We start from the raw sequence: 20,957 nt of genomic DNA, 5'->3' as shown, positions 1-20,957 counted from the left end.
GGCGCGCCGTTCCCGGTAGGGTGAGTCAAATTTAGCTAAAATTCAAGCGTCTGAACCGCGAACAGGTTGCACAGATGCAACCTGTGATCCTTGGGCCGCAGCTGCCCTAGGAAACGGCCAAAGAAAAGGCCCCGTCAGGAACTGAGCGGGGCCTTGTCAGGATCAATTAGGGTTTGCGGCGCGGCACTGCGTTGGGGCCACGTTTGGGGCCGCTGTATTTCGGGCGATCGCCCGGTTTGCCAGTAGACTTGCCGCCCGGTTTGCCAAACTTGCCGGCAGGTTTGCCGCCGGGCTTACCCTTGCCTTTGAAATCGCTTTTGGGGCCATCACGGAAATCGCCCTTGGGCTTGCCTTTGAAGCCGGACTTGCCGGCAGGTTTGCCCGCCGGTTTTCCCTCGGCCCCACCTTTCTTATGGCGGGGTTTGCGGTCACCATCCTCAGACTTGCGGAACGGGGCCTTTTTGGCGTGGTCATGCACCTCGGGGTCGCGCTTGGGCTTTTCGAAACGCGGCTTGTCCGACTTGGGCTTGTCCGATTTTGGCTTGTCGAACTTCGGCTTGTCGTATTGGGGCTTTTCACGCTTCTGCGCGCCGTCGCGGTTGTCTTCCCAATCTTTCGCCATCTGTTTTGGGTTCTTGCGCGCGCCCCAATCTTCACGCTCACCGCGATCTTCGCGCGGTTTGCGGTCGCGGCGTTCCCCGCGATCATCATCGCGGCGCGGACCTTTGCGGTGGGGTTTGCGATCGTCGTCAAACCGTTTGCGCGGTTCGGGCTTCGGCAGGTCCGGCAGCTCATCCACCGCAGCCACACGCACGCCTTTTTCCATCTCACCACCATCGCCGATCTGGTCGAGGAACCGCGCACGCGCCTTTTCGCCCAGTTCCACATAGGTCAGATCGCGGGCCACACGGATCGCGCCAATCTCATCCTTGGTCAGATCGGCCGACCGCAGCAGCATCGGCAACAGCCAGCGCGGCTCGGCCCGTTCCTTGCGACCAACCGACAGGCTGACCCAGCCGGAGGGGCCCAGTTCAACGCGCGGTTCGCGCTTGCGGTCCTTGCGGTCGGTGACCGGGGCCAGCTCTTCCGGCGCCGAATGACGGGCCTCATGCAGGGCCAGATAGGCCTGCGCCAGCTGCGCGGCGCTGAACCTCTCGGTCAGCTGCGCCACGGCTTCGTGGCGGTCTTCCTCAGCAACCTCCCAAACGGGATCCTGCAGCATACGCTCCTGATCGGCAGCGCGCACGGCCTCAGCCGACGGAGCATCGCCCCATTCCGCGCTGAGTTTTGCCCAGCCCAGCAGGCGCTCCGCCTTTTTGCGCACCTTCGGCGTGGCGATCAGCACCGACACACCTTTGCGGCCCGCACGACCGGTCCGGCCCGACCGGTGCAGCAGCGTTTCCGAGTTGCTGGGCAGCTCGGCATGGACCACCAGATCCAGTTTCGGCAGGTCAATACCACGCGCCGCCACATCGGTGGCCACACAGACCCGGGCGCGGCCGTCACGCATGGCCTGCAGCGCGTTGGTGCGTTCCTGTTGGGTCAGCTCGCCCGAGAGCGCCACCACCTGGAACCCACGGTTCGACAGGCGGGCGGTCAGCCGGGTGACCATCACACGGGTGTTGCAGAAGACAATGGCGTTTTCCGCCTCATGCAGGCGCAGGGTGTTGATCACCGCCGCGTCCACCTGATGCGGCATGACGCTGAAGCCCTTATAGGTAATGTCAGCGTGCTGCGGTGTGTTCGAAATGGTGCGCACCCGTTCCGCATCCGCAGACAGGAAGTTTTTGGCCAGACGTTCAATGCCCTTCGGCACAGTGGCCGAGAACATCAGGGTGCGGCGTTCTTCGGGGGCGGAAGAGAGGATCAGTTCCAGGTCCTCGGCAAAGCCCATGTCCAGCATCTCATCCGCTTCGTCCAGAACCACGGCGCGGATCTGGGTCAGGTCGATGCTGCCGCGTTCAATATGGTCGCGCAGACGGCCGGGGGTGCCGACCACAATATGGGTGCCACGTTCCAGGTTGCGTCGTTCGGTCCGAATATCCATGCCGCCCACGCAGGATCCCAGACGCGCGTTGCACTCTCTATAGAGCCATTCAAATTCGCGGCGCACCTGCAGGGCCAGTTCGCGGGTGGGGGCGATGATAAGGGCCAGCGGCGCACTGGCCGGTGGCAGGCTGTCGCCCTCTTCCAGCAGCGTCGGGGCCAGCGCCAGACCAAAGCCCACGGTTTTGCCCGAACCGGTCTGCGCCGACACCAGCATATCTTTGGTGGCGCGTTCAGGATCCATCATTTCCTGCTGAACCTGTGTCAGCGTGTCATAGCCGCGTGCGGTGAGCGCGCCGGCCAGCGCCGGGTGAAGTTCTGAGGGCAGGGTCATGAAGTCATCCTTTGGCCCGCTATCGGGCAGATCGGGCGCGGGCATGCGCGTGTGAAGAACCGGCAGGTATAAGCTTTTACCACAAAGGGAAAGGGATTTCTGGGCAAACCAGCCATGCAGCGACGTCACAGCGCGCCACCAGATCTAGGGATCAGGGTGCAGATGGGGCCCCGACGGGGCGCGGCCTGGGGGGATCTGGGAAATTATGGCCCGTCTGGGAAAACATGGAATCTGATTGGGAATGCATCTGCGCGCATGCCACGCCCGAATCACTTGCATTGGGATTCAGCCCTGTTTTTAAGGGTTTTTCGTGAATTTGCGGATCTGAGGCCGAAATCCCGTGCCCGGATCGGCATCTGCCGTGACTCAAAATGGGAAAAAATGGGAAAAAATTTGGGCAGAGTGTTTTGTCTATATATGGTGATTTGCGTGATCATGTATCCCAATTTGTAGTATCATTTTCGTGATTTTCCGGTGAGCCGATTCTCTTTGAGAGTCAAGTCGGCAGCTAAATCCCAAAAATTCCTGTTGCGTTCCATGCTTTCCCATGCGATTCATGTTTACACGATGAGGACGGGATCAAGGGGCACAAGACCCCGCTAAATAAAAAGATCCGAGTCAGGTTTCATACAGGCACCCGCTTCATCGAAATTGAGATCCGGCGCGCGGGCGAGCAGACATCCCCCCAGGTGGCGCGCGCAGCTGGACAAACCCGCAAAGCGGGACGAGGGCGGCGAATTGGGCAGTGGCAGCAGCTCAATTCGCCGTTTCGCTTTCTGGCCTCGGGGAGGTCAGGGGCAAAACGCCGAAAGGCAACAGAGAGGACGGGCCAGGACAGTGGGTCTGAGTTTCAGAGGCGAGTTCAGCCAGAAGGTTGACAGCAAGGGTCGGATGTCGATCCCTGCTGATTTTCGTCGTGTGCTCGAAGCTGGTGATCCCGCGCATCCTGAAAACCCCAATCCGCGGATGGTGGTCCTTTATGGTCAGCACCTGAAAAACAAGCTGCAGGCCTACACGATCGAGGATATGGCCGAGATCGAAGCCGACATCAAAAACATGCCGCGTGGTCGAGAGCGCCAGATGGCCAGTCGGATGATCCTCGGGAAATCCTGGGAAACCGAAGTGGACCGCGACGGCCGTATCGTCCTGCCCAAAGAACGCCGCACCCAGATTGGTCTGGAAGGTGAGGCAGTGATGGTGGCGATGGGCGATCACTTTGAGATCTGGAACGCCGCCACCTACGACGACGTTGAAAACGCCGAGATCGACGCCTTCCTGGATGAAATGCCGGATGACTTCGACCCATTGACCCTGTTGGATAATGCTGGAGGGGAATAAACCATGACCGATGCGGTCCACCCCTCTGATGATGCTCCTCACATTCCGGTTCTGATCCGCCCCTTGATTGCGGCGGTGTCACCCGTTTCGGGCCTGTGGCTGGACGGTACCTTTGGTGCGGGTGGCTATACACGCGAATTGCTGAAGGCGGGCGCTGATAAGGTCTACGGTGTGGATCGGGATCCGCTGGCTTTTGAACTGGCGGCCCCTTGGGTCGGCGACTATGGCGACCGGATTGAACTGGTTCAGGGAGTGTTTTCGCGCCTTGATGATTATGCCAGCGATCTGGACGGTGTTGTGCTGGACCTTGGGGTCAGCTCAATGCAGCTGGATCTGGCCGAACGTGGCTTTTCCTTCATGAAGGACGGCCCCCTTGATATGCGCATGTCGCAGGACGGGCGATCCGCTGCGGATATCGTGAATGAGGCGAGTGAGACGGAGCTGGCCGATATCCTGTTCCTGTATGGCGAAGAACGCGCCAGTCGCCGGATTGCCAAGGCCATCCTGAAAGAACGCGCCGCCGCGCCGATCACCACCACGTTGCGGTTGGCGGAGATCATTGAGGGCTGCCTGCCGCGCAAAAAACCGGGGCAGAGCCATCCTGCGACACGGTCGTTCCAGGCGCTGCGGATCGCGGTAAACGACGAATATGGTGAGCTGATCAAAGGGCTGGAGGCGGCAGAACGGGCGTTGAAACCCGGTGGGCAGCTGGCCGTTGTCACCTTCCACTCGGTTGAGGACCGGATGGTCAAACGCTTCTTCCAGCAACGGTCTGGCGGGGCAAAGACGGCCAACCGCTACGCCCCGATGCAAGAGGCCGATCCGGCGCAATTTACGCTGAAATCGAAAAAGGCCATTGGGCCGGATGATCAGGAAATGGCGGAAAATCCAAGATCCCGCTCCGCCAAACTGCGGGTGGGGATCCGCACCGACGCCCCGGCCGGTCCTTGTGACCGCAAAGGTCTGGGCATGCCCATGTTGAAGGGTCAAAAGTAATGCGTTCTGTTTTTTATATTCTGACAGCTCTGGCCGTGATGGCCTCGGCCTATTGGGCCTACCGCGAAAATTACCGCACCCAGGCCGCCTTGGCCGAAAGCGAAGATATTCAACGCTCCATCGGGGAGGCGCGGGCGCGCCTTGCGGTGCTGAAGGCCGAATGGGCCTATCTGAACCGCCCCGATCGTCTGCGTGATCTGGCCGACATCAACTTTGACCGTCTGGGCCTGTTGCCGCTGTCGCCCGAGCAGTTTGGCAATGCCGATCAGGTCAGCTACCCGCCCGAACCGGCCACTTTGCGCATTTCCGATGCCATCGAAGTGTCCAACATGGAGGCGCTCAGATGATCCGCACGCCGCTGCGTCCGCTGGCTCAGATCCTTGAAGCGCGCCGGTTGGGGGAAAACCCCGACGCGATTGAGCGGGAAAATATCCGCCAGCGCCATGAGGACATGCGTGACCGCGCCCGCAGCCGTGCTGAGGGACGCCTTTTGGTTTTGGGGCTGTTCTTTGCCTGTGCGTTCATGGCGGTTGGGGGGCGGATGGCGACCCTTGCCGCGACGGAGCCGAGCGAGCCGCGCGCCAATGCCTCGGGGTCCAGCATCGTGGCGCAACGGGCCGATATCGTGGACCGGCAGGGCCGTATTCTGGCGACCAATCTGGAAACCTTTTCGCTTTATGCCGTGCCGCCGGACATGATTGAGCCGGAACATGCCGCCACCGAACTGGCGCGCATCTTTCCTGAGCTGGAAAAAGAAAAGCTGCTCAACTCATTCACCGGCAAAAAGAAATTCCTCTGGGTGCGCAAGACGCTCAGCCCCGAACAAAAGCAGGCGGTGCATGATATCGGTGAGCCGGGGCTGCTGTTTGGCCCGCGTGAAATGCGGCTTTATCCCAACGGTCGGCTGGCGGCCCATGTCATGGGCGGCACCACTTTTGGCCGTGAGGGCGTGCAGGCAGCCGAAGTTGTCGGCGTCGCGGGGATTGAACGGCTTTACGACAAAGAGTTGCGCAGCCTTGCCAATGACGGGCAGGCGCTGGAACTGGCGCTGGATCTGACGGTGCAGGCCGCGGCTGAACGGGTGCTTTACGGCGGTATGAAGCTGATGAACGCCAAAGGGGCGGCATCGATCCTGCTGGATGTGCACACCGGTGAAATCGTCTCCATGGTGTCGCTGCCGGATTTTGATCCCAATGACCGTCCACGTCCGCTGGTGGAAGGCAACGCCAGCGACAGCCCGCTGTTCAACCGGGTGGTGCAGGGCGTCTACGAACTGGGCTCCACCTACAAGATTTTTGCTGCCGCGCAGGCGATGGAACTGGGGCTGGCGAACCCGGACACGGTGTTTCACACCCGAGGCCCGCTGCGTTGGGGCAAACACAAGATCCGCGATTTCCGCAACTACGGCAATGAGTTGTCGCTGACCAAGATCATCGTGAAATCTTCAAACATTGGCACCGCACGGGTGGCACAGCAGATCGGCACCGAACGGCAGAAGGATTTTCTGGGCCGTCTGGGGCTGTTGCAGGCGACCCCTGTTGAACTGACCGAGGCTTCGGGCGGTAAGCCCTTGTTGCCAAAAAACTGGTCTGAGCTGTCGACCATGACAATCTCCTACGGTCACGGCATTTCGGCCACCCCGATGCATCTGGCCGCCGCTTATGCGGCGATTGCCAATGGCGGCACGGTGGTGAAGCCGACCCTGCTGAAACAGGACGGGCCGCAAAACGGGGAACGGGTGATGTCTGCCGCCGTGGCCGCCGCCAGCCGGACCATGCTGCGCAAAGTGGTGACCGAAGGCACCGCCTCCTTTGGTGAGGTTTCGGGCTACGCGGTGGGTGGCAAAACCGGCACTGCAGACAAACCCAAGGAACAGGGTGGCGGCTATTATGAGGATAAGGTGATTGCCACCTTTGCCTCAATCTTCCCGGCGCATGATCCGAAATACGTGCTGGTGGTGACGCTGGACGAACCGGTGGAAACCTCGGGCGAGGAACCCCGCCGCACCGCCGGTTGGACGGCCGTTCCGGTGGCGGCTGAAATGATCCGTCGCGTCGCGCCGCTCCTCGGGATGCGGCCCGAGATTGAACCCACCCCGCTGGCTGATATAACCCTGACGTCGAACTAACTGGCGCAGGGCCAGAGATCAGCCGGGAAAGGCACGCGATGGCAGAGCAGGGCAAAACGCTGACAGATCTGGGGCTGACCGCCGCAGCTGGGCGTAATCCAGTGATTTCAGATGTTTGTGTGGACAGCCGCGCCGTGTCAGAGGGGGCATTGTTTGTCGCGTTGCCCGGCACGCAGGTGCATGGTGCCCGCTTCATCCCGATGGCGCTGGACCAGGGGGCGGTTGCGGTTTTGACCGATGCCGAAGGGGCTGCGATGGCCCGTGATGCGCTGGATGCCGCCGAAGCCGCCGTTGTGATTGCGGAAGACCCGCGCCAGACGCTGGCCTATACCGCGGCGCTATGGTTCGGCGCCCAACCGGGCACGATGATTGCGGTTACCGGCACCAATGGCAAAACCTCGGTCTCGACCTTTGCGCGCCAGATCTGGATGGAACTGGGCGAAGAGGCGGTGAACCTTGGCACCACCGGGGTAGAGGGCGCCTGGACCGCGCCGCTCAACCACACCACGCCTGAGCCGGTGACGCTGCACCGCACCCTGGCCAAAGCTGCCGCTGAGGGCATCACCCATGCCGCGATGGAGGCCTCATCCCACGGGTTGGCGCAGCGCCGTCTGGACGGGGTGCAGCTGAAGGCAGCAGGGTTCACGAACTTCACCCAGGATCATCTGGATTATCACGAAACCTTTGAAGAATACTTTAACGCCAAGGCCGGCCTCTTTACCCGCGTTTTACCTGAAGAGGGCACCGTGGTTGTCAATGTGGACGACCCGCGCGGGCAGGACGTTCTGGGACTGGCTCAGGAGCGTGGCCAAAAAGTGATCCGCGTCGGTCGCACGCCCGGCTGTGATCTGCAGCTGCAGGGGCAGCGTTTTGACGCCACCGCGCAGGAGCTGCGGTTTTCCTTCCGTGGCAAGGTGCACCATTGCCGCCTGCCGCTCATCGGTGGGTTTCAGGCCGAAAACGTCTTGCTGGCGGCGGGGCTTGTGATTGCCTGCGGCGAAGATCCCGATGCGGTCTTTGAAACCCTGCCGCATCTGGGCACCGTACGTGGGCGGATGCAGCTGGCGGCTACCCGTGAAAACGACGCAGCGGTTTTTGTGGACTACGCCCATACGCCGGATGCGGTGGAAACCGCGCTGAAGGCCCTGCGCCCCCATGTGATGGGCCGGCTGGTGGTGATCGTGGGCGCGGGGGGCGATCGTGATCGCACCAAACGCCCGTTGATGGGGCAGGCCGCTGCGGAAAACGCGGATCTGGTCATCGTCAGTGATGACAACCCGCGCAGCGAAGATCCCGCCGTCATCCGTCAGGAGGTGCTCCTGGGCTGCCCCAATGCGATTGAGGTCGGCGACCGGGCCGAGGCGATCCTGCGCGGCATCGATGCGCTGGGCCCGGGCGATGCGTTGCTGATTGCCGGCAAAGGCCATGAAACCGGCCAGACCGTGGGCGATGTGGTGTACCCCTTTGATGATGTGGAACAGGCCAGCCTTGCGGTCTCGGCCCTGGATGGAGGTCTGGCATGACCCTTTGGACCGCAACTGAGGCCGCAGCCGCCACCGGCGGGCAGGCGATTGGGGACTGGCAGGTCACCGGTGTGTCCATCGACACGCGCACCATCCAGCCGGGCGATCTGTTTGTCGCATTGAAAGCCGCCCGCGATGGCCATGATTTCGTTGCGCAGGCTTTGGAAAAAGGTGCCGCCGCCGCATTGGTCAGTTACCGTCCACTGGGCGTGGCTGAGGATGCGCCTTTGCTGATCGTAGATGATGTGCTGCCGGGGCTTGAAGCGCTGGGGCGCGCCGCGCGCTTGCGCACTGCGGCGCAGGTGGTGGCCGTCACAGGGTCCGTTGGCAAAACCTCGACCAAGGAAATGCTGCGCGATGTCCTGTCGGCGCAGGGCAAAACCCATGTGGCCGAAGCCAGTTACAACAATCATTGGGGCGTGCCGCTGACCCTGGCGCGGATGCCCGCCGACACTGAATTTGCGGTGATTGAGATCGGCATGAACCATCCCGGTGAAATTGCCCCGCTGGCCCAGATGGCGCGGCCGCATGTGGCGATGGTCACCACGGTTGCTGCCGCTCATCTGGAGGCCTTTGAGAACATCGAAGGCATTGCACATGAAAAGGCGGCGATCTTTGACGGGCTCGAGCCGGGCGGCGTGGCCGTCAGCAACGGCGATCTTGAAACCGCGGCCATTCTGGAGGCCAAAGCGGCTGAGAGGGCAGCAGAAACCCTGCTGTTTGGCGAAGCTGAGTGCAACGCCTATCAGATCACCAAACTGTCGCTGATCGACACCGTCACCGTGGCCGAGGGGCAGGCGGGCGATCTGTCGGTTCTTTACAAGATTATGGCCGCTGGCCGCCATTTTGCCGTCAACGGCATGGGTGTTTTGGCTGTGGTCGATGCGCTGAAGCTTGATGTGGCACTGGCCGCCGCCGATCTGGCCCGCTGGGCCCCGCCTGCGGGCCGTGGGCAACGTGAACGGATCCAGCTGGACCCGGTGCTGAGTGAACAGGCGATTGAGCTGATCGATGACGCTTTCAACGCCAACCCCACATCCATGGTGGCCGCGCTGGAAGTGCTGGTCGCAGCCAAACCGCAGGACGGTTTGGGCCGGATTGAAAAGGGCCGCCGCATCGCGGTGCTGGGCGACATGCTGGAACTGGGGTCCGAGGAAATGGCCCTGCATGAGGCGGTGGCGGATCTGCCCTTCCTTGACGGTATTGACCTTATCCATTGTGTTGGCCCGCGGATGAACCGCCTCTGGGCCAGGTTGCCGGACAGCATCCGTGGCGATTGGGTCGAAGAGGCCGAATCCATGGCCGAACGCGCCCATAGGTTGATCGATGCCGGCGATGTTGTGCTTGTTAAGGGGTCTAAGGGGGCAAAAGTCTCCAAGGTTGTTGACGCGATAAGAAAACTGGGCCATGCCGCGCCCCAATCTGAACAAGAGGCCTGAGCATGCTCTATTGGTTGACCGAACTCTCGGACGGTGGCGACTTCTTTAACCTGTTTCGCTACATCACCTTCCGCGCCGGTGGCGCCTTCATGACAGCGCTGATCTTTGGCTTCCTCTTTGGCAAGCCGCTGATCAACGTGCTGCGCCGCAAACAGGGCAAAGGTCAGCCCATCCGTGATGATGGCCCCGAAGGCCATTTTGTAAAGGCCGGCACGCCTACGATGGGGGGGCTACTGATCGTTGGGGCGCTGTTGACCTCCACCGTGATGTGGGCACGTCTGGACAATCCCTTTGTCTGGCTGGTGCTCTTTGTGACCATGAGCTTTGCCGCCATCGGCTTTGCTGATGACTTTGCCAAAGTCTCCAAACAGAACACCGCAGGTGTGCCCGGTAAGGTGCGGCTCTTGTTGGGCTTCCTGATCTCGGGCATCGCGGGCTACTGGGCCACGATGTATCATCCCGAAACGCTGCAGAACCAGCTGGCGCTGCCAGTGTTCAAGGACACGCTGCTCTATCTGGGGTATTTCTTCATTCCGTTTGCGATGATTGTCATCGTGGGGTCCGCCAATGCGGTGAACCTGACCGATGGTCTGGACGGTCTGGCGATCATGCCGGTGATGATCGCGGCCGGTGCGCTGGGGGTGATTGCCTATGCGGTGGGCCGCGTTGACTTCACCAGCTATCTGGATGTGCATTACGTGCCGGGCACCGGGGAGATCCTGATCTTTGTCGCGGGCCTCATCGGCGGGGGCCTGGGCTTCCTGTGGTACAACGCCCCGCCGGCGGCCGTATTCATGGGCGATACCGGGTCGTTGGCGCTGGGTGGCGCTTTGGGCGCAATTGCCGTGGCCACCAAGCATGAGATCGTCTGGGCCGTGATCGGCGGCCTGTTTGTGGTTGAGGCGCTGAGTGTGATCATTCAGGTGCTCTATTTCAAACGCACCGGCAAACGCGTGTTCCTAATGGCCCCGATCCACCACCACTATGAGAAAAAGGGCTGGGCCGAACCGCAGATCGTGATCCGCTTCTGGATCATCGCCCTGATCCTCGCCATGATCGGACTGGCCACGCTGAAAGTGCGGTAGACGCTATTTGAGTGGAGAATTAAGAAGCGCGTCTGAAAAAGGCGCGCTTTTTTCATGCCCGCTACACAAGGATTGCGGATACGACGAAGAGTATTTGATGATCAATGAAAGCGGATCTGGCTGCCGTTGCTCGGCTTTGTAGTCTGTGGATCAAGAATATGATGAGAGGTGCAAAACCAATGCGCAGCAACAAGAAGCAAAGAAACCAGGATGAAAGATCCAGATTAGAGATGCGTTGAGCGGTCCAACTTGCTTCGGTTCCCGAAGGGCCAGGCCGATCACCTTATATTGTTTGACATATGGTTTGTTCAATCGCACTTGCTCATCTTGATATCTGTACGTTCCAATGCTCAAGAAAATTGCTGAAAGAAAACCAAAACCGATGGCGATCGCTGGCAAAGCGCTTAGTAGCAAGACGCAAGTCCAAAATAGGAAAACCGCACACCACTTCAGAGTTTGATTTCGCATTTCATAACCTCTGGAAATTTCTTGGTTGAAGAGACAAATAGCTTCACATCCGATTTTTGTCTGCTTTGGGCACGCGTATCAATCTGCGAGTTGATCGAGCAAACGAGAGTTCCGAGTATGACTTGCAACAGCTGCGAGCATGTCTTTTGGGCTCACTCCAGCTCTCCACCACCCATCCATCCTCCCCCCCCCTCACATTCCCCCACTGGCAAAACGGCGCATAATTCGGTAGCGCTGAACAAAGCAAGTTTATGGGGGCGCGTATGATTCCGGTATCGGGTTTTGAGGGCAAATCGGTTGCGGTGTTGGGCTTGGGCCGCTCAGGCCTGTCGGCGGCGCGTGCTCTTCTGGCCGGGGGCGCCACGCCGGTCTGCTGGGATGACAATGCCGCCGCACGTGAACGGGCTGAGGGGGAAGGGTTTGAAATCCGCGATCTCAGCCGCAACGGCGCTTTTGAGGGGATCAGCTGGCTGGTGGTCAGCCCTGGTATTCCGCATCTTTACCCCAACCCGAACAAGGTGATCGCCGCCGCCTGGGAGGCGGGTGTGCCGGTCGACAATGACATCGGGTTGTTCTTCCGCTCCTTCGGGTCTGGCGAATGGGACATGTATGACCAGCCGCCGCGTGTTGTGGCGGTGACCGGCTCAAACGGCAAATCCACCACCTCGGCGCTGATCCACCATGTGCTGACCGAGGCAGGCAAACCCGCGCAGCTGGCCGGCAACATCGGCCGCGGTGTGCTGGACATTGACCCGCCGGAGGATGGTGGCGTGGTGGTGCTTGAACTTTCCAGCTACCAGACAGATCTGGCCCGCGCCCTGACGCCTGACATTGCCGTCTTTACCAACCTCAGCCCCGACCATCTGGATCGCCACGCTGGCATGGGCGGCTATTTCGCCGCCAAACGTCGCCTCTTTGCCGAGGGCGGGCCGGACCGCGCCATTATCGGCGTGGATGAGGCGGAGGGGCGCTATATGGTCAACCAGCTGACCCATGGCGCGGCGGATGATCGGGTGATCCGGATCTCTGCGGCGGGGAAACTGACAGGGCCGGGCTGGAACGTCTTTGCCCGCAAAGGCTTCCTCAGCGAATACCGCAAGGGGCGCCAGGCCGGTTCCATCGATCTGCGCAAGGTGCCGGGGCTGCCCGGCGCGCATAACCATCAAAACGCCTGCGCCGCCTATGCCGCCTGCCGCGCCTTGGGGCTGGCGCCGCGCATGATTGAGGATGCATTCCATACCTTCGCCGGTCTGCCGCACCGCAGCCAGCGGGTGGGCGAAAAAGACGGTGTGTCTTATGTGAATGATTCCAAAGCCACCAATGTCGATGCGGCGCTGAAGGCGTTGCAGGCCTTTGACAACATCCGCTGGATCTGCGGCGGCTTGGAAAAAGAGGGCGGCCTGGAGGCGCTGCAACCGGCGCTGAGCCATGTCACCAAAGCCTATGTCATCGGCCGCGAAGCCGCCAATTTCGCCCTGCAGCTTGAGGGCTGTGAGGCTGAGGTCTGCACCACAATGGCCGAAGCCGTGGCCCGCGCCAGCGCGGATGCCGTGCCCGGCGATACCGTGCTACTGGCCCCGGCCGCAGCCAGCTTTGACCAATACGACAGCTTCGAAAAACGCGGTGAGGATTTCATCGCCGAGGTTGAAAAGCAGCTTGGTTAAGTTTTCGACAGGGCAACAGCCAGCCAGATAATCGTTTATTGGTTTACCCCGAATAGTGAAGGGGCGGCGTTTCCTGTTGGCGGTGTCACCTCACCCGCGCGCCCGGATCGCTGTGCCCGCCGCATGGCCCGACGACCAGGCCCATTGGAAATTGAAGCCGCCCAGCCAGCCGGTGACATCTGCGGCCTCACCAATGACGTAGAGGCCGGGGACGGTTTTGCTTTCCATCGTTTTTGAGGACAGCCCGTCGGTATCGACGCCGCCCAATGTGACCTCGGCAGTGCGATACCCTTCGGAGCCTGAGGGCAGCAGCCGCCAGTTGGTTAGCTGGTCACACAAGGTCTGTAAGGCGGCATCGGATTGGTCAGCCAGACGTGCCTTCAGGCCCAGATCCACGCTGAGGTGGTCAATCAAACGTCCGGGCAGCAGCGGGCTGAGTGCGCTGCTGAGCTGTTTGCGCCCGGCCTTTTGTCGCTCGTCCCGCAAAAAGGTGAAGGGATCAGACGCTGGCAACAGGTTCAGGGCAATTTCTTCCCCTTCGTGCCAATAGGATGAGATCTGCAGGATCGACGGGCCGGAGAGGCCGCGGTGGGTGAACAACAGCGCCTCATCAAAGCTTTTGCCGCCGGCCGTGGCGCGCACCGGCAGTGAAACGCCTGATATTTCTGCGAAGCGTTTGTCAGAAAAGGTCAGCGGCACCAGCCCGGCGCGGGTGTCGGTGACCGCCATGCCGAATTGACGCGCCAGATCATAGGCGAGGCCCGTGGCGCCCATCTTGGGGATCGATTTGCCGCCGGTAGCCAGCACCAGCGCGTCACAGGTCACGGTCTTGCGCCTGCCTTCGCTTTCGATCCTGAGGCTGAAGCCGCTTTCGGTTTTGGCAACCTCAGTGATGTTGGTTTTCAGCCACAGCGTGGCGCCTGCGCGGGCCATTTCATCCAGCAGCATGGCGATGATCTGTTTGGCGCTGTCATCGCAAAACAACTGGCCCAGGGTTTTTTCATGATAGGCGATGCCGTGGCGCGCCACCATGTCGATGAAATCCCACTGGGTGTAGCGCGCCAGCGCCGATTTGTGGAAATGCGGATTGCCGCCCAGGAAGTTTTCCGGGCCTGCGTACATATTGGTGAAGTTGCAACGTCCACCGCCCGAGATGCGGATCTTCTCGCCCGGGGCTTTGGCATGGTCCAGCACCAGCGTGTCAGGGCCTGCGTGGATCGCACACATCATGCCGGCGGCACCGGCGCCAAGGATCACGGTTTTATAGTGGCTGGATTTCTGCATGGGCGCGGGGTGCCTGACTGGGCGCAAAATTGCAAGCGATCTGACGCCTGGGGAGGTTGGGATATGAGTATTTATCGAAACATTGAAAGGCGCATCTTGCGGCTACAGCACAGCCTGTGAGGCGCGCGGGAATATCCCTAGCCTGATTGCGGCTTTCGCGGTATCATGCAGCCAGACCCCGAAAAGGGGCAGTGATCGAGGCAGTAAGAGTAGTATCCCATGACAGCAATGGTGCATGGTTCCACCCCCGTGCGGGAAGGCGAACCGGTTCTTCCGAAGTGGTGGCGGACGCTGGATAAACTGACCGTCTCCTGCATTCTGATCCTGTTTGGGATCGGGTTGCTTCTGGGGTTTGCGGCCTCGCCGCCGCTGGCGGAAAAGAACGGGTTTCAGCCCTTTCATTATGTTGAGCGGCAGGCGTTTTTTGGCGGGCTGGCCCTGCTGGTGATGTTTGTCACCTCAATGATGTCACCGCAGCTGGTGCGGCGGCTGGCGGTGATCGGCTTTGTTTGCGCGTTGATCGCGGTGTTGGGATTGCCGTTTTTTGGCACTGATTTTGGCAAAGGCGCGGTGCGCTGGTATTCGCTTGGCTTTGCGTCCCTGCAGCCGTCGGAATTTCTGAAACCCGGCTTCATTGTGGTGGCCGCCTGGCTCCTGGCGGCCAGTCAGGAAATCAATGGCCCGCCAGGGCGGCTCTGGTCGTTTTTGCTGACCTTTGGCATCGCTGTGGTGCTGGCGCAGCAGCCTGATTTTGGCCAGGCCTCCCTGATCCTGTTTGGTTGGGGGGTGATGTATTTCGTCGCCGGGGCGCCGATGCTGCTGCTGGTCGGCATGGCGGGGCTGGTCACTTTGGGCGGTACCTTTGCCTATCACAACTCAGAACACTTTGCCCGTCGCATCGACGGGTTCATGAACCCCGACATCGATCCCACAACCCAGATTGGCTATGCCACCAATGCGATCCGCGAAGGCGGCTTCTTTGGCGTGGGCGTTGGTGAAGGCCAGGTGAAATGGTCGCTGCCGGATGCCCATACCGATTTCATCATTGCGGTCGCGGCTGAGGAATACGGGCTGGTGCTGGTGCTGATTGTGATCGCGCTTTACGCGCTGATCGTGATGCGGTCCTTCTACCGACTGATTAAGGAGCGTGATCCGTTCATTCGCCTGGCCGGCACCGGGCTGGCGGCGATGTTTTCGGTACAGGCGCTGATCAACATGGGGGTGGCGGTGCGGCTTTTGCCCTCCAAGGGGATGACCCTGCCGTTTGTCAGCTATGGCGGGTCATCGATCATTGCGGGAGGGATTGCGGTTGGCATGTTGCTGGCCTTCACCCGGACGCGGCCACAGGGGCAGATCGGCGACATTCTGCGTGGCCATCGCCGCTAAGGGGAGAGGGCGCTTCCCAAAGGCGCGGCTTTTCTTCTAAAGACAATGCTTCGGGGCCTGCCGTCCGGTTTGGCACGGCCCCAAACGGAATGTGACGGAATATCTGGCCCCGTGATGGGCCGGGCAGGAGGCAGAAGATGGCGGCACCGCTTTTGGTGATTGCGGCAGGGGGCACCGGCGGGCACATGTTCCCGGCACAGGCCCTGGCAGAGGTGATGCTGCGCAGGGGCTGGCGGGTGAAACTGTCGACCGATGCGCGTGGGGCGCGCTATACCGGGGGCTTCCCGCATACGGTTGAGATTGAACAGGTGTCCTCGGCCACCTTTGCGCGTGGTGGCGTGCTGGCCAAGGCGCTGGTGCCGTTTCGGATTCTTGGTGGGGTTTTGGGTATGTCGGCCCGGATGCTGCGCGACAAGCCGGATGTGGTGGTGGGCTTTGGCGGCTACCCGTCGATCCCGGCGCTGGCGGCGGCCACCCTGTTGCGGCGGCCCCGGATGATCCATGAACAAAACGGTGTGCTGGGCCGGGTCAATCAGCTGTTTGCCAAACGCGTTGATGCGGTGGCCTGCGGCACCTGGCCGACCGCGCTGCCTGAAGGGGTGGAGGGCCACCACGTGGGCAATCCGGTGCGCGGCGCGGTGATGGAGCGGGCAGGGGCCGGCTATATCGCGCCGGGGGATTACCCGATGGAGCTCTTGGTCATTGGCGGCAGCCAGGGTGCACGGATCCTGTCGGATGTGGTGCCCGCGGCCATTGCGGAACTGCCGGTGGAGATCCTGCGCAACATCCGTGTGGCGCATCAGGCGCGCGAAGAGGATCTGGAACGGGTCAGCACCTTTTACGCCGACCATGGCATCGCGGCGGATGTGCAGACGTTTTTCAACGACGTGCCGCGCCGGATGAGTGAGGCGCAGCTGGTGATCTCACGCTCGGGGGCCTCCTCGGTGGCGGATATCAGCGTGATTGGCCGCCCCTCGGTGCTGATCCCCTTTGCCGCGGCAACCGGCGATCACCAAACCGCCAATGCCCGTGGGCTGGTGGATGCGGGCGCCGCGATCCTGGTGCCGGAAAACCGGCTTGAAGTTGCCGCGCTTTCCGAGCAGATAACCTTGGTTCTTGGCGATGCAAAAGGCGCCTCGCTGATGGCGCAGGCGGCGCTGTCGCAGGGCAAGCCGGATGCCGCACAAGAGCTGAGCGAAATGGTCGAAGCGCTGGCTGAGGCCGGGAAGGCACGGAAAGGCACGTCATGAATGCAGCAACCAAACTCCCCGTTGATGTGGGCGCGATCCATTTTGTTGGCATCGGCGGCATTGGCATGTCGGGCATTGCCGAGGTGTTGCTGAACCATGGCTACACAGTGCAGGGCAGTGACCTGAAAGCCTCAAAAATCACCGACCGCCTGTCTGAGATGGGCGCAAAGATCTTTGTTGGGCAGAAGGCGGAAAACCTGGTGGGCGCGGAGGTCATTGTGATCTCCTCAGCGATCAAGCCGGGCAATCCTGAACTGGATGAGGCCCGCCGTCTGGGCCTGCCGGTGGTGCGCCGCGCTGAAATGCTGGCCGAGCTGATGCGTCTGAAATCCAACGTTGCAGTTGCCGGCACCCACGGCAAGACCACAACCACCACCATGGTGGCGACGCTGCTGGATGCGGGCGGGGTGGATCCGACCGTGATCAATGGCGGCATCATTCACGCCTATGGCTCAAACGCGCGTGTCGGCACTTCGGACTGGATGGTGGTTGAGGCGGATGAAAGCGACGGCACCTTCAATCGTCTGCCCGCAACCATCGCCATCGTCACCAACATCGACCCGGAACATATGGAACACTGGGGCACCGAAGAGGCGCTGCATCAGGGGTTCTATGAATTTGTCTCGGGCATTCCTTTTTACGGGCTGGCGATCTGCTGCACCGATGATGTGGATGTGCAGGCGCTGGTGGGCAAGATCACCGACCGCCGCGTTGTGACCTATGGCTTCAACGCCCAGGCCGATGTGCGTGCGATCAACCTGCGCTATGAAAAAGGCGCTGCGATTTTTGATGTGGCGCTGCAGGCTGAGGATGTGGTCATTGAGGGCTGCACCCTACCGATGCCGGGCGATCACAATGTGTCCAATGCCTTGTCTGCCATCGCTGTGGCCCGCCATCTGGGCATGAAGGGCGATGAGATCCGCGAGGCGCTGGCCGGGTTCAAAGGTGTGAACCGCCGCTTCACTCGCGTGGGTGAGGTGAACGGGGTCACTGTCATTGACGACTATGGCCATCACCCGACCGAAATCGCGGCCGTTTTGAAAGCTGCCCGGCAGGCGACCGAGGGCCGTGTGATCGCGGTTCATCAGCCGCATCGCTACACCCGGCTGAGCCATCACTTTGAGGAGTTCTGCTCCTGCTTCAATGAGGCGGATGTGGTCGGCATTGCCGAGGTCTTTGCCGCCGGTGAACAGCCGATCGAAGGGGCCAATCATGAGGATCTAGTCGCCGGTCTGATCCGCCACGGCCACCGTCATGCCCGCAGCGTCTTGTCTGAGGATGATCTGGAACGTCTGGTGCGCGAACAGACCCAGCCGGGTGATATGGTTGTCTGCCTTGGCGCCGGTACGATTTCCGCCTGGGCCAATGGTCTGCCGGCCCGTTTGCAGGGCTGATTGCAGGGCCGATTGAGGCGCCTGGGATGACTAAACAATTGACAGGGCGGTCTATTTTGGCTGCTCTGTCGCGCGAAACTGGTACTGGCGCGCCCAATCTTTGGGTGAGACGTGTTTTGAGTATTTAAGAAACAGTGAAATTGCAGCGGGAGGCCGGCGATGGCTGACGCTTTGAAACGACGGATTGGGTTGCCATTGCTCACCGCCTATGGCGTGGGGGTGATGGTGGGCGCTGGCATCTATGTGCTGGTGGGCGCGGTTGCGGCGGATGCCGGGATCTGGGCGCCTCTGGCGTTTCTGTTTGCCGGGCTTGTGGCCGCCCCGACCGCCCTGTCTTATGCCGAGTTTTCTACGCGCCTGCCCGAAGCTGGCGGTGAAGCGGTTTATGTCTCCGAAGGGTTGGGGCTGCAATGGCTGGGCGTTTTGGTGGGGCTGGCCATCGTTGTGACCGGCACCATCTCGGCCGCGGCGGTGCTGCGCGGTGGTGCGGGCTATCTGACCAGCGTGGTGCCTTTGCCGATGGCGGCGACCATTGTCGTCATGGGGCTGAGCCTGATCGCGGTTGCCATCATCGGTGTATTGGAAAGCCTGACGCTGGCCGCGATTTTCACCGCGGTGGAACTGATCGGCCTTGCCTTGGTGGTTTGGGCCGGGCTGGCCGCGGATCCGTCGCCGGATCTGACGGTTGTGGCGCCGCCGGTTTGGGCGGGGATCGGGGCTGGTGCGGTTTTGGCGTTTTTCGCCTTCATCGGGTTTGAAGACATCGTCAACATGGCCGAAGAGGTGACAACACCGGAAAAGACCCTGCCGCGCGCTATCCTTTATTCGCTGATGATCACCTCGGTGATCTATGCGCTGGTGTCTTATGCCGCGGTGCGGGTTGTGCCGCTGGCCGAGCTGACCAGCAGCAAACAGCCCCTGGTTCTGGTCTGGCAGCAGGCGCAGGGCGGATCGGTGGCGTTTTTGTCTGTGATTGCGGTGGCCGCAGCCCTGAACGGTGTGCTGGCGCAGATCGTGATGGCGGCGCGGGTGCTGTTTGGTCTGGGCCGGCGCAACGCCGGGCTGGCCGCGTTTCATCACAGCAGCGCCCGGTTCGGCACCCCAACGCTGGCCACGGTGCTGATTGGCACCGCGGTGGTGATCGGCGCGCTGACCCTGCCGGTGGCCACGTTGGCCGAAGGCGCATCAACCTTGCTGTTGACCATCTTCGTGATCGTCAATATTGCCCTTATTCGGCTGAAAACCAGCGTGCCGGAGGCCCCGTTCAGGGTGCCCATGGCGGTGCCAGTCTTTGGTTTACTGGCTGCACTTGCAGCGCTGGCGATCAACTTCGGGGCGCTTGCGTTCCTGACCGAGGCCCCGGGAGGCCCGCTATGACCCTATCAATCCTTTTGGCCTGCAGCTGGTTTGTGCTGGCCAATATCCTTGCCATGATGCCCTCCAAACGCCGCCACTGGCCGCAGGCCTGGGCGCTGATCACAATCGGAATTCCCATTCTGGGGTATGTGGTCTATGAACACGGGCCTTGGCTGGGCTTGCTGATCATGGCAGGCGCCATGTCGATGCTGCGCTGGCCGGTGATCCACCTGCTGCGACGTGTGAAGAAAATGGTGAGACGACACGATGGAACTGCCTGAGACTCTGGCTGAGACCCTGCCTGAATTGCGTGGCCGGTTGAGCCATGCCAAAGACCTGAGCGGCCTAACCTGGCTACGGGTGGGTGGCCCGGCGGATCTGTTCTTCCAGCCGGCGGATGTGGCGGATCTGCAAGCGTTTTTGCAGGCGCTGCCCGCAGATGTGCCGGTGTTCCCGATGGGGGTTGGCAGCAACCTGATCGTGCGGGATGGGGGGCTGCGTGCGGCGGTGATCCGCATGGGGCGTGGCTTCAACCATATTGAGATTGACGGCAACCGGGTGACCGCCGGTGTTGCCGCATTGGACGCCCATGTGGCACGCAAGGCGGCGCAGGCAGGCGTTGATCTGACCTTCCTGCGGACGATTCCCGGTTCCATCGGTGGGGCCGTGCGGATGAATGCGGGCTGTTATGGCTCCTATGTGGCCGATGTGTTTGTCAGCGCCAAGGCAGTGACCCGGGAGGGTCAACTGGTGACGCTGAGCGCCGAAGATCTGCAGTTCCAATATCGCCAGACTGAGCTGCCCGAAGGCTGGGTGATCGTGGAGGCGACGCTGGAAGGGCCCGCGGGCGATGCGCAAGAGCTTGCCGATCGCATGGCGGCGCAATTGGCCAAGCGTGATGAAACCCAGCCCACCAAAGACCGCAGTGCAGGCAGCACCTTCCGCAATCCGGCCGGCTTTTCTTCAACCGGGCAGGCCGACGATGTGCATGATCTAAAGGCCTGGAAAGTCATTGATGATGCCGGCATGCGGGGCGCGCGAAAGGGCGGCGCACAGATGAGTGAGAAGCATTCAAACTTCCTCATCAATGCGGAAAATGCCACCGCAGCGGACCTCGAAGGGCTTGGTGAAGAGGTCAGAAAAAAGGTTTACGAAAATAGCGGTATCACGCTACAGTGGGAAATCATGCGCGTCGGCGAACCGGCGGCTGAGTAAGAGCGCTAAAACGCGCCAGCAGGCAGGGCAAACTGGCCCTTATTACATGTA

The 20,957-nt window shown here is 61.2% G+C and carries 16 protein-coding genes; 14 read left to right on the top strand and 2 right to left on the bottom strand.

The features are described 5' to 3' along the window. Positions 1–166: 166 nt before the first annotated feature. Complete coding sequence (locus ACORLH_RS14215) at positions 167–2,380, bottom strand: DEAD/DEAH box helicase (RefSeq protein ID WP_321829025.1); 2,214 nt, start codon at positions 2,378–2,380, stop codon at positions 167–169. 837 nt (positions 2,381–3,217) lie between these two features. On the opposite strand from ACORLH_RS14215, the gene mraZ reads away from it, so the two are divergent. The 8 genes from mraZ to murD all read left to right on the top strand — a co-directional run bounded on the left by mraZ (position 3,218) and on the right by murD (position 13,021). Beyond that, positions 3,218–3,718: a division/cell wall cluster transcriptional repressor MraZ gene (gene mraZ / locus ACORLH_RS14210; RefSeq protein WP_082626312.1), complete on the top strand. Its 501-nt coding sequence runs from the start codon at positions 3,218–3,220 to the stop codon at positions 3,716–3,718. A 3-nt stretch (positions 3,719–3,721) separates the two neighbouring features. After that, entirely contained in the window at positions 3,722–4,714 is a 993-nt protein-coding gene (gene rsmH / locus ACORLH_RS14205) for a 16S rRNA (cytosine(1402)-N(4))-methyltransferase RsmH (RefSeq protein ID WP_321829024.1), read from the top strand. Beyond that, positions 4,714–5,061, top strand: coding sequence for a cell division protein FtsL (gene ftsL / locus ACORLH_RS14200; RefSeq protein WP_058243851.1), 348 nt, complete (start codon positions 4,714–4,716; stop codon positions 5,059–5,061). Before rsmH ends, ftsL begins: the two co-directional genes overlap by 1 nt. Continuing rightward, positions 5,058–6,842, top strand: coding sequence for a penicillin-binding protein 2 (locus tag ACORLH_RS14195; RefSeq protein ID WP_321829023.1), 1,785 nt, complete (start codon positions 5,058–5,060; stop codon positions 6,840–6,842). Before ftsL ends, ACORLH_RS14195 begins: the two co-directional genes overlap by 4 nt. Positions 6,843–6,880: 38 nt before the next feature. Beyond that, positions 6,881–8,365 carry a UDP-N-acetylmuramoyl-L-alanyl-D-glutamate--2,6-diaminopimelate ligase gene (locus tag ACORLH_RS14190; protein ID WP_321829022.1) on the top strand — a complete coding sequence of 495 codons (1,485 nt, stop codon included), beginning with the start codon at positions 6,881–6,883 and terminating at the stop codon, positions 8,363–8,365. After that, complete coding sequence (locus ACORLH_RS14185) at positions 8,362–9,804, top strand: UDP-N-acetylmuramoyl-tripeptide--D-alanyl-D-alanine ligase (protein WP_321829021.1); 1,443 nt, start codon at positions 8,362–8,364, stop codon at positions 9,802–9,804. The genes ACORLH_RS14190 and ACORLH_RS14185 overlap by 4 nt, the downstream gene beginning before the upstream one ends. A gap of 2 nt (positions 9,805–9,806) precedes the next feature. Then, positions 9,807–10,889, top strand: coding sequence for a phospho-N-acetylmuramoyl-pentapeptide-transferase (gene mraY, locus ACORLH_RS14180; RefSeq protein WP_058243855.1), 1,083 nt, complete (start codon positions 9,807–9,809; stop codon positions 10,887–10,889). Positions 10,890–11,620: 731 nt separating this feature from the next. Next, on the top strand, positions 11,621–13,021 hold the full coding sequence (gene murD, locus ACORLH_RS14175) for a UDP-N-acetylmuramoyl-L-alanine--D-glutamate ligase (RefSeq protein WP_321829020.1): 1,401 nt from the start codon (positions 11,621–11,623) through the stop codon (positions 13,019–13,021). A 90-nt stretch (positions 13,022–13,111) separates the two neighbouring features. Here the strand turns inward: murD and ACORLH_RS14170 are convergent, their stop codons facing one another. Next, positions 13,112–14,305, bottom strand: coding sequence for an NAD(P)/FAD-dependent oxidoreductase (locus tag ACORLH_RS14170; protein WP_321829019.1), 1,194 nt, complete (start codon positions 14,303–14,305; stop codon positions 13,112–13,114). Positions 14,306–14,524: 219 nt separating this feature from the next. Between ACORLH_RS14170 and ftsW the strand changes: the two genes are divergently transcribed. The 6 genes from ftsW to murB all read left to right on the top strand — a co-directional run bounded on the left by ftsW (position 14,525) and on the right by murB (position 20,906). Then, the gene (ftsW, locus tag ACORLH_RS14165) at positions 14,525–15,691 is read left to right on the top strand and encodes a putative lipid II flippase FtsW (protein ID WP_321829018.1); all 1,167 of its coding nucleotides are present in this window, start codon (positions 14,525–14,527) and stop codon (positions 15,689–15,691) included. A gap of 137 nt (positions 15,692–15,828) precedes the next feature. After that, positions 15,829–16,941 (top strand): UDP-N-acetylglucosamine--N-acetylmuramyl-(pentapeptide) pyrophosphoryl-undecaprenol N-acetylglucosamine transferase, encoded by a 1,113-nt coding sequence (locus ACORLH_RS14160; protein ID WP_321829017.1) that lies wholly within the window; start codon positions 15,829–15,831, stop codon positions 16,939–16,941. Further along, the gene (murC, locus tag ACORLH_RS14155; protein ID WP_321829016.1) at positions 16,938–18,335 is read left to right on the top strand and encodes a UDP-N-acetylmuramate--L-alanine ligase; all 1,398 of its coding nucleotides are present in this window, start codon (positions 16,938–16,940) and stop codon (positions 18,333–18,335) included. The genes ACORLH_RS14160 and murC overlap by 4 nt, the downstream gene beginning before the upstream one ends. A gap of 159 nt (positions 18,336–18,494) precedes the next feature. Continuing rightward, positions 18,495–19,712, top strand: a complete 1,218-nt coding sequence (locus ACORLH_RS14150) for an APC family permease (protein ID WP_321829015.1) — start codon at positions 18,495–18,497, stop codon at positions 19,710–19,712. Next, complete coding sequence (locus ACORLH_RS14145; protein WP_321829014.1) at positions 19,709–19,972, top strand: DUF2484 family protein; 264 nt, start codon at positions 19,709–19,711, stop codon at positions 19,970–19,972. The genes ACORLH_RS14150 and ACORLH_RS14145 overlap by 4 nt, the downstream gene beginning before the upstream one ends. Beyond that, on the top strand, positions 19,959–20,906 hold the full coding sequence (gene murB, locus ACORLH_RS14140; RefSeq protein WP_321829013.1) for a UDP-N-acetylmuramate dehydrogenase: 948 nt from the start codon (positions 19,959–19,961) through the stop codon (positions 20,904–20,906). The genes ACORLH_RS14145 and murB overlap by 14 nt, the downstream gene beginning before the upstream one ends. The last annotated feature ends 51 nt before the right edge of the window (positions 20,907–20,957 follow it).

Origin of the sequence: Thalassovita sp., assembly GCF_963691685.1 — a bacterium.
In the GTDB taxonomy this organism is placed as follows: domain Bacteria; phylum Pseudomonadota; class Alphaproteobacteria; order Rhodobacterales; family Rhodobacteraceae; genus Thalassobius.
The sequence above is the reverse complement of the archived record's forward strand: the minus strand, read 5'-3'. Positions and strand labels throughout refer to the sequence as shown.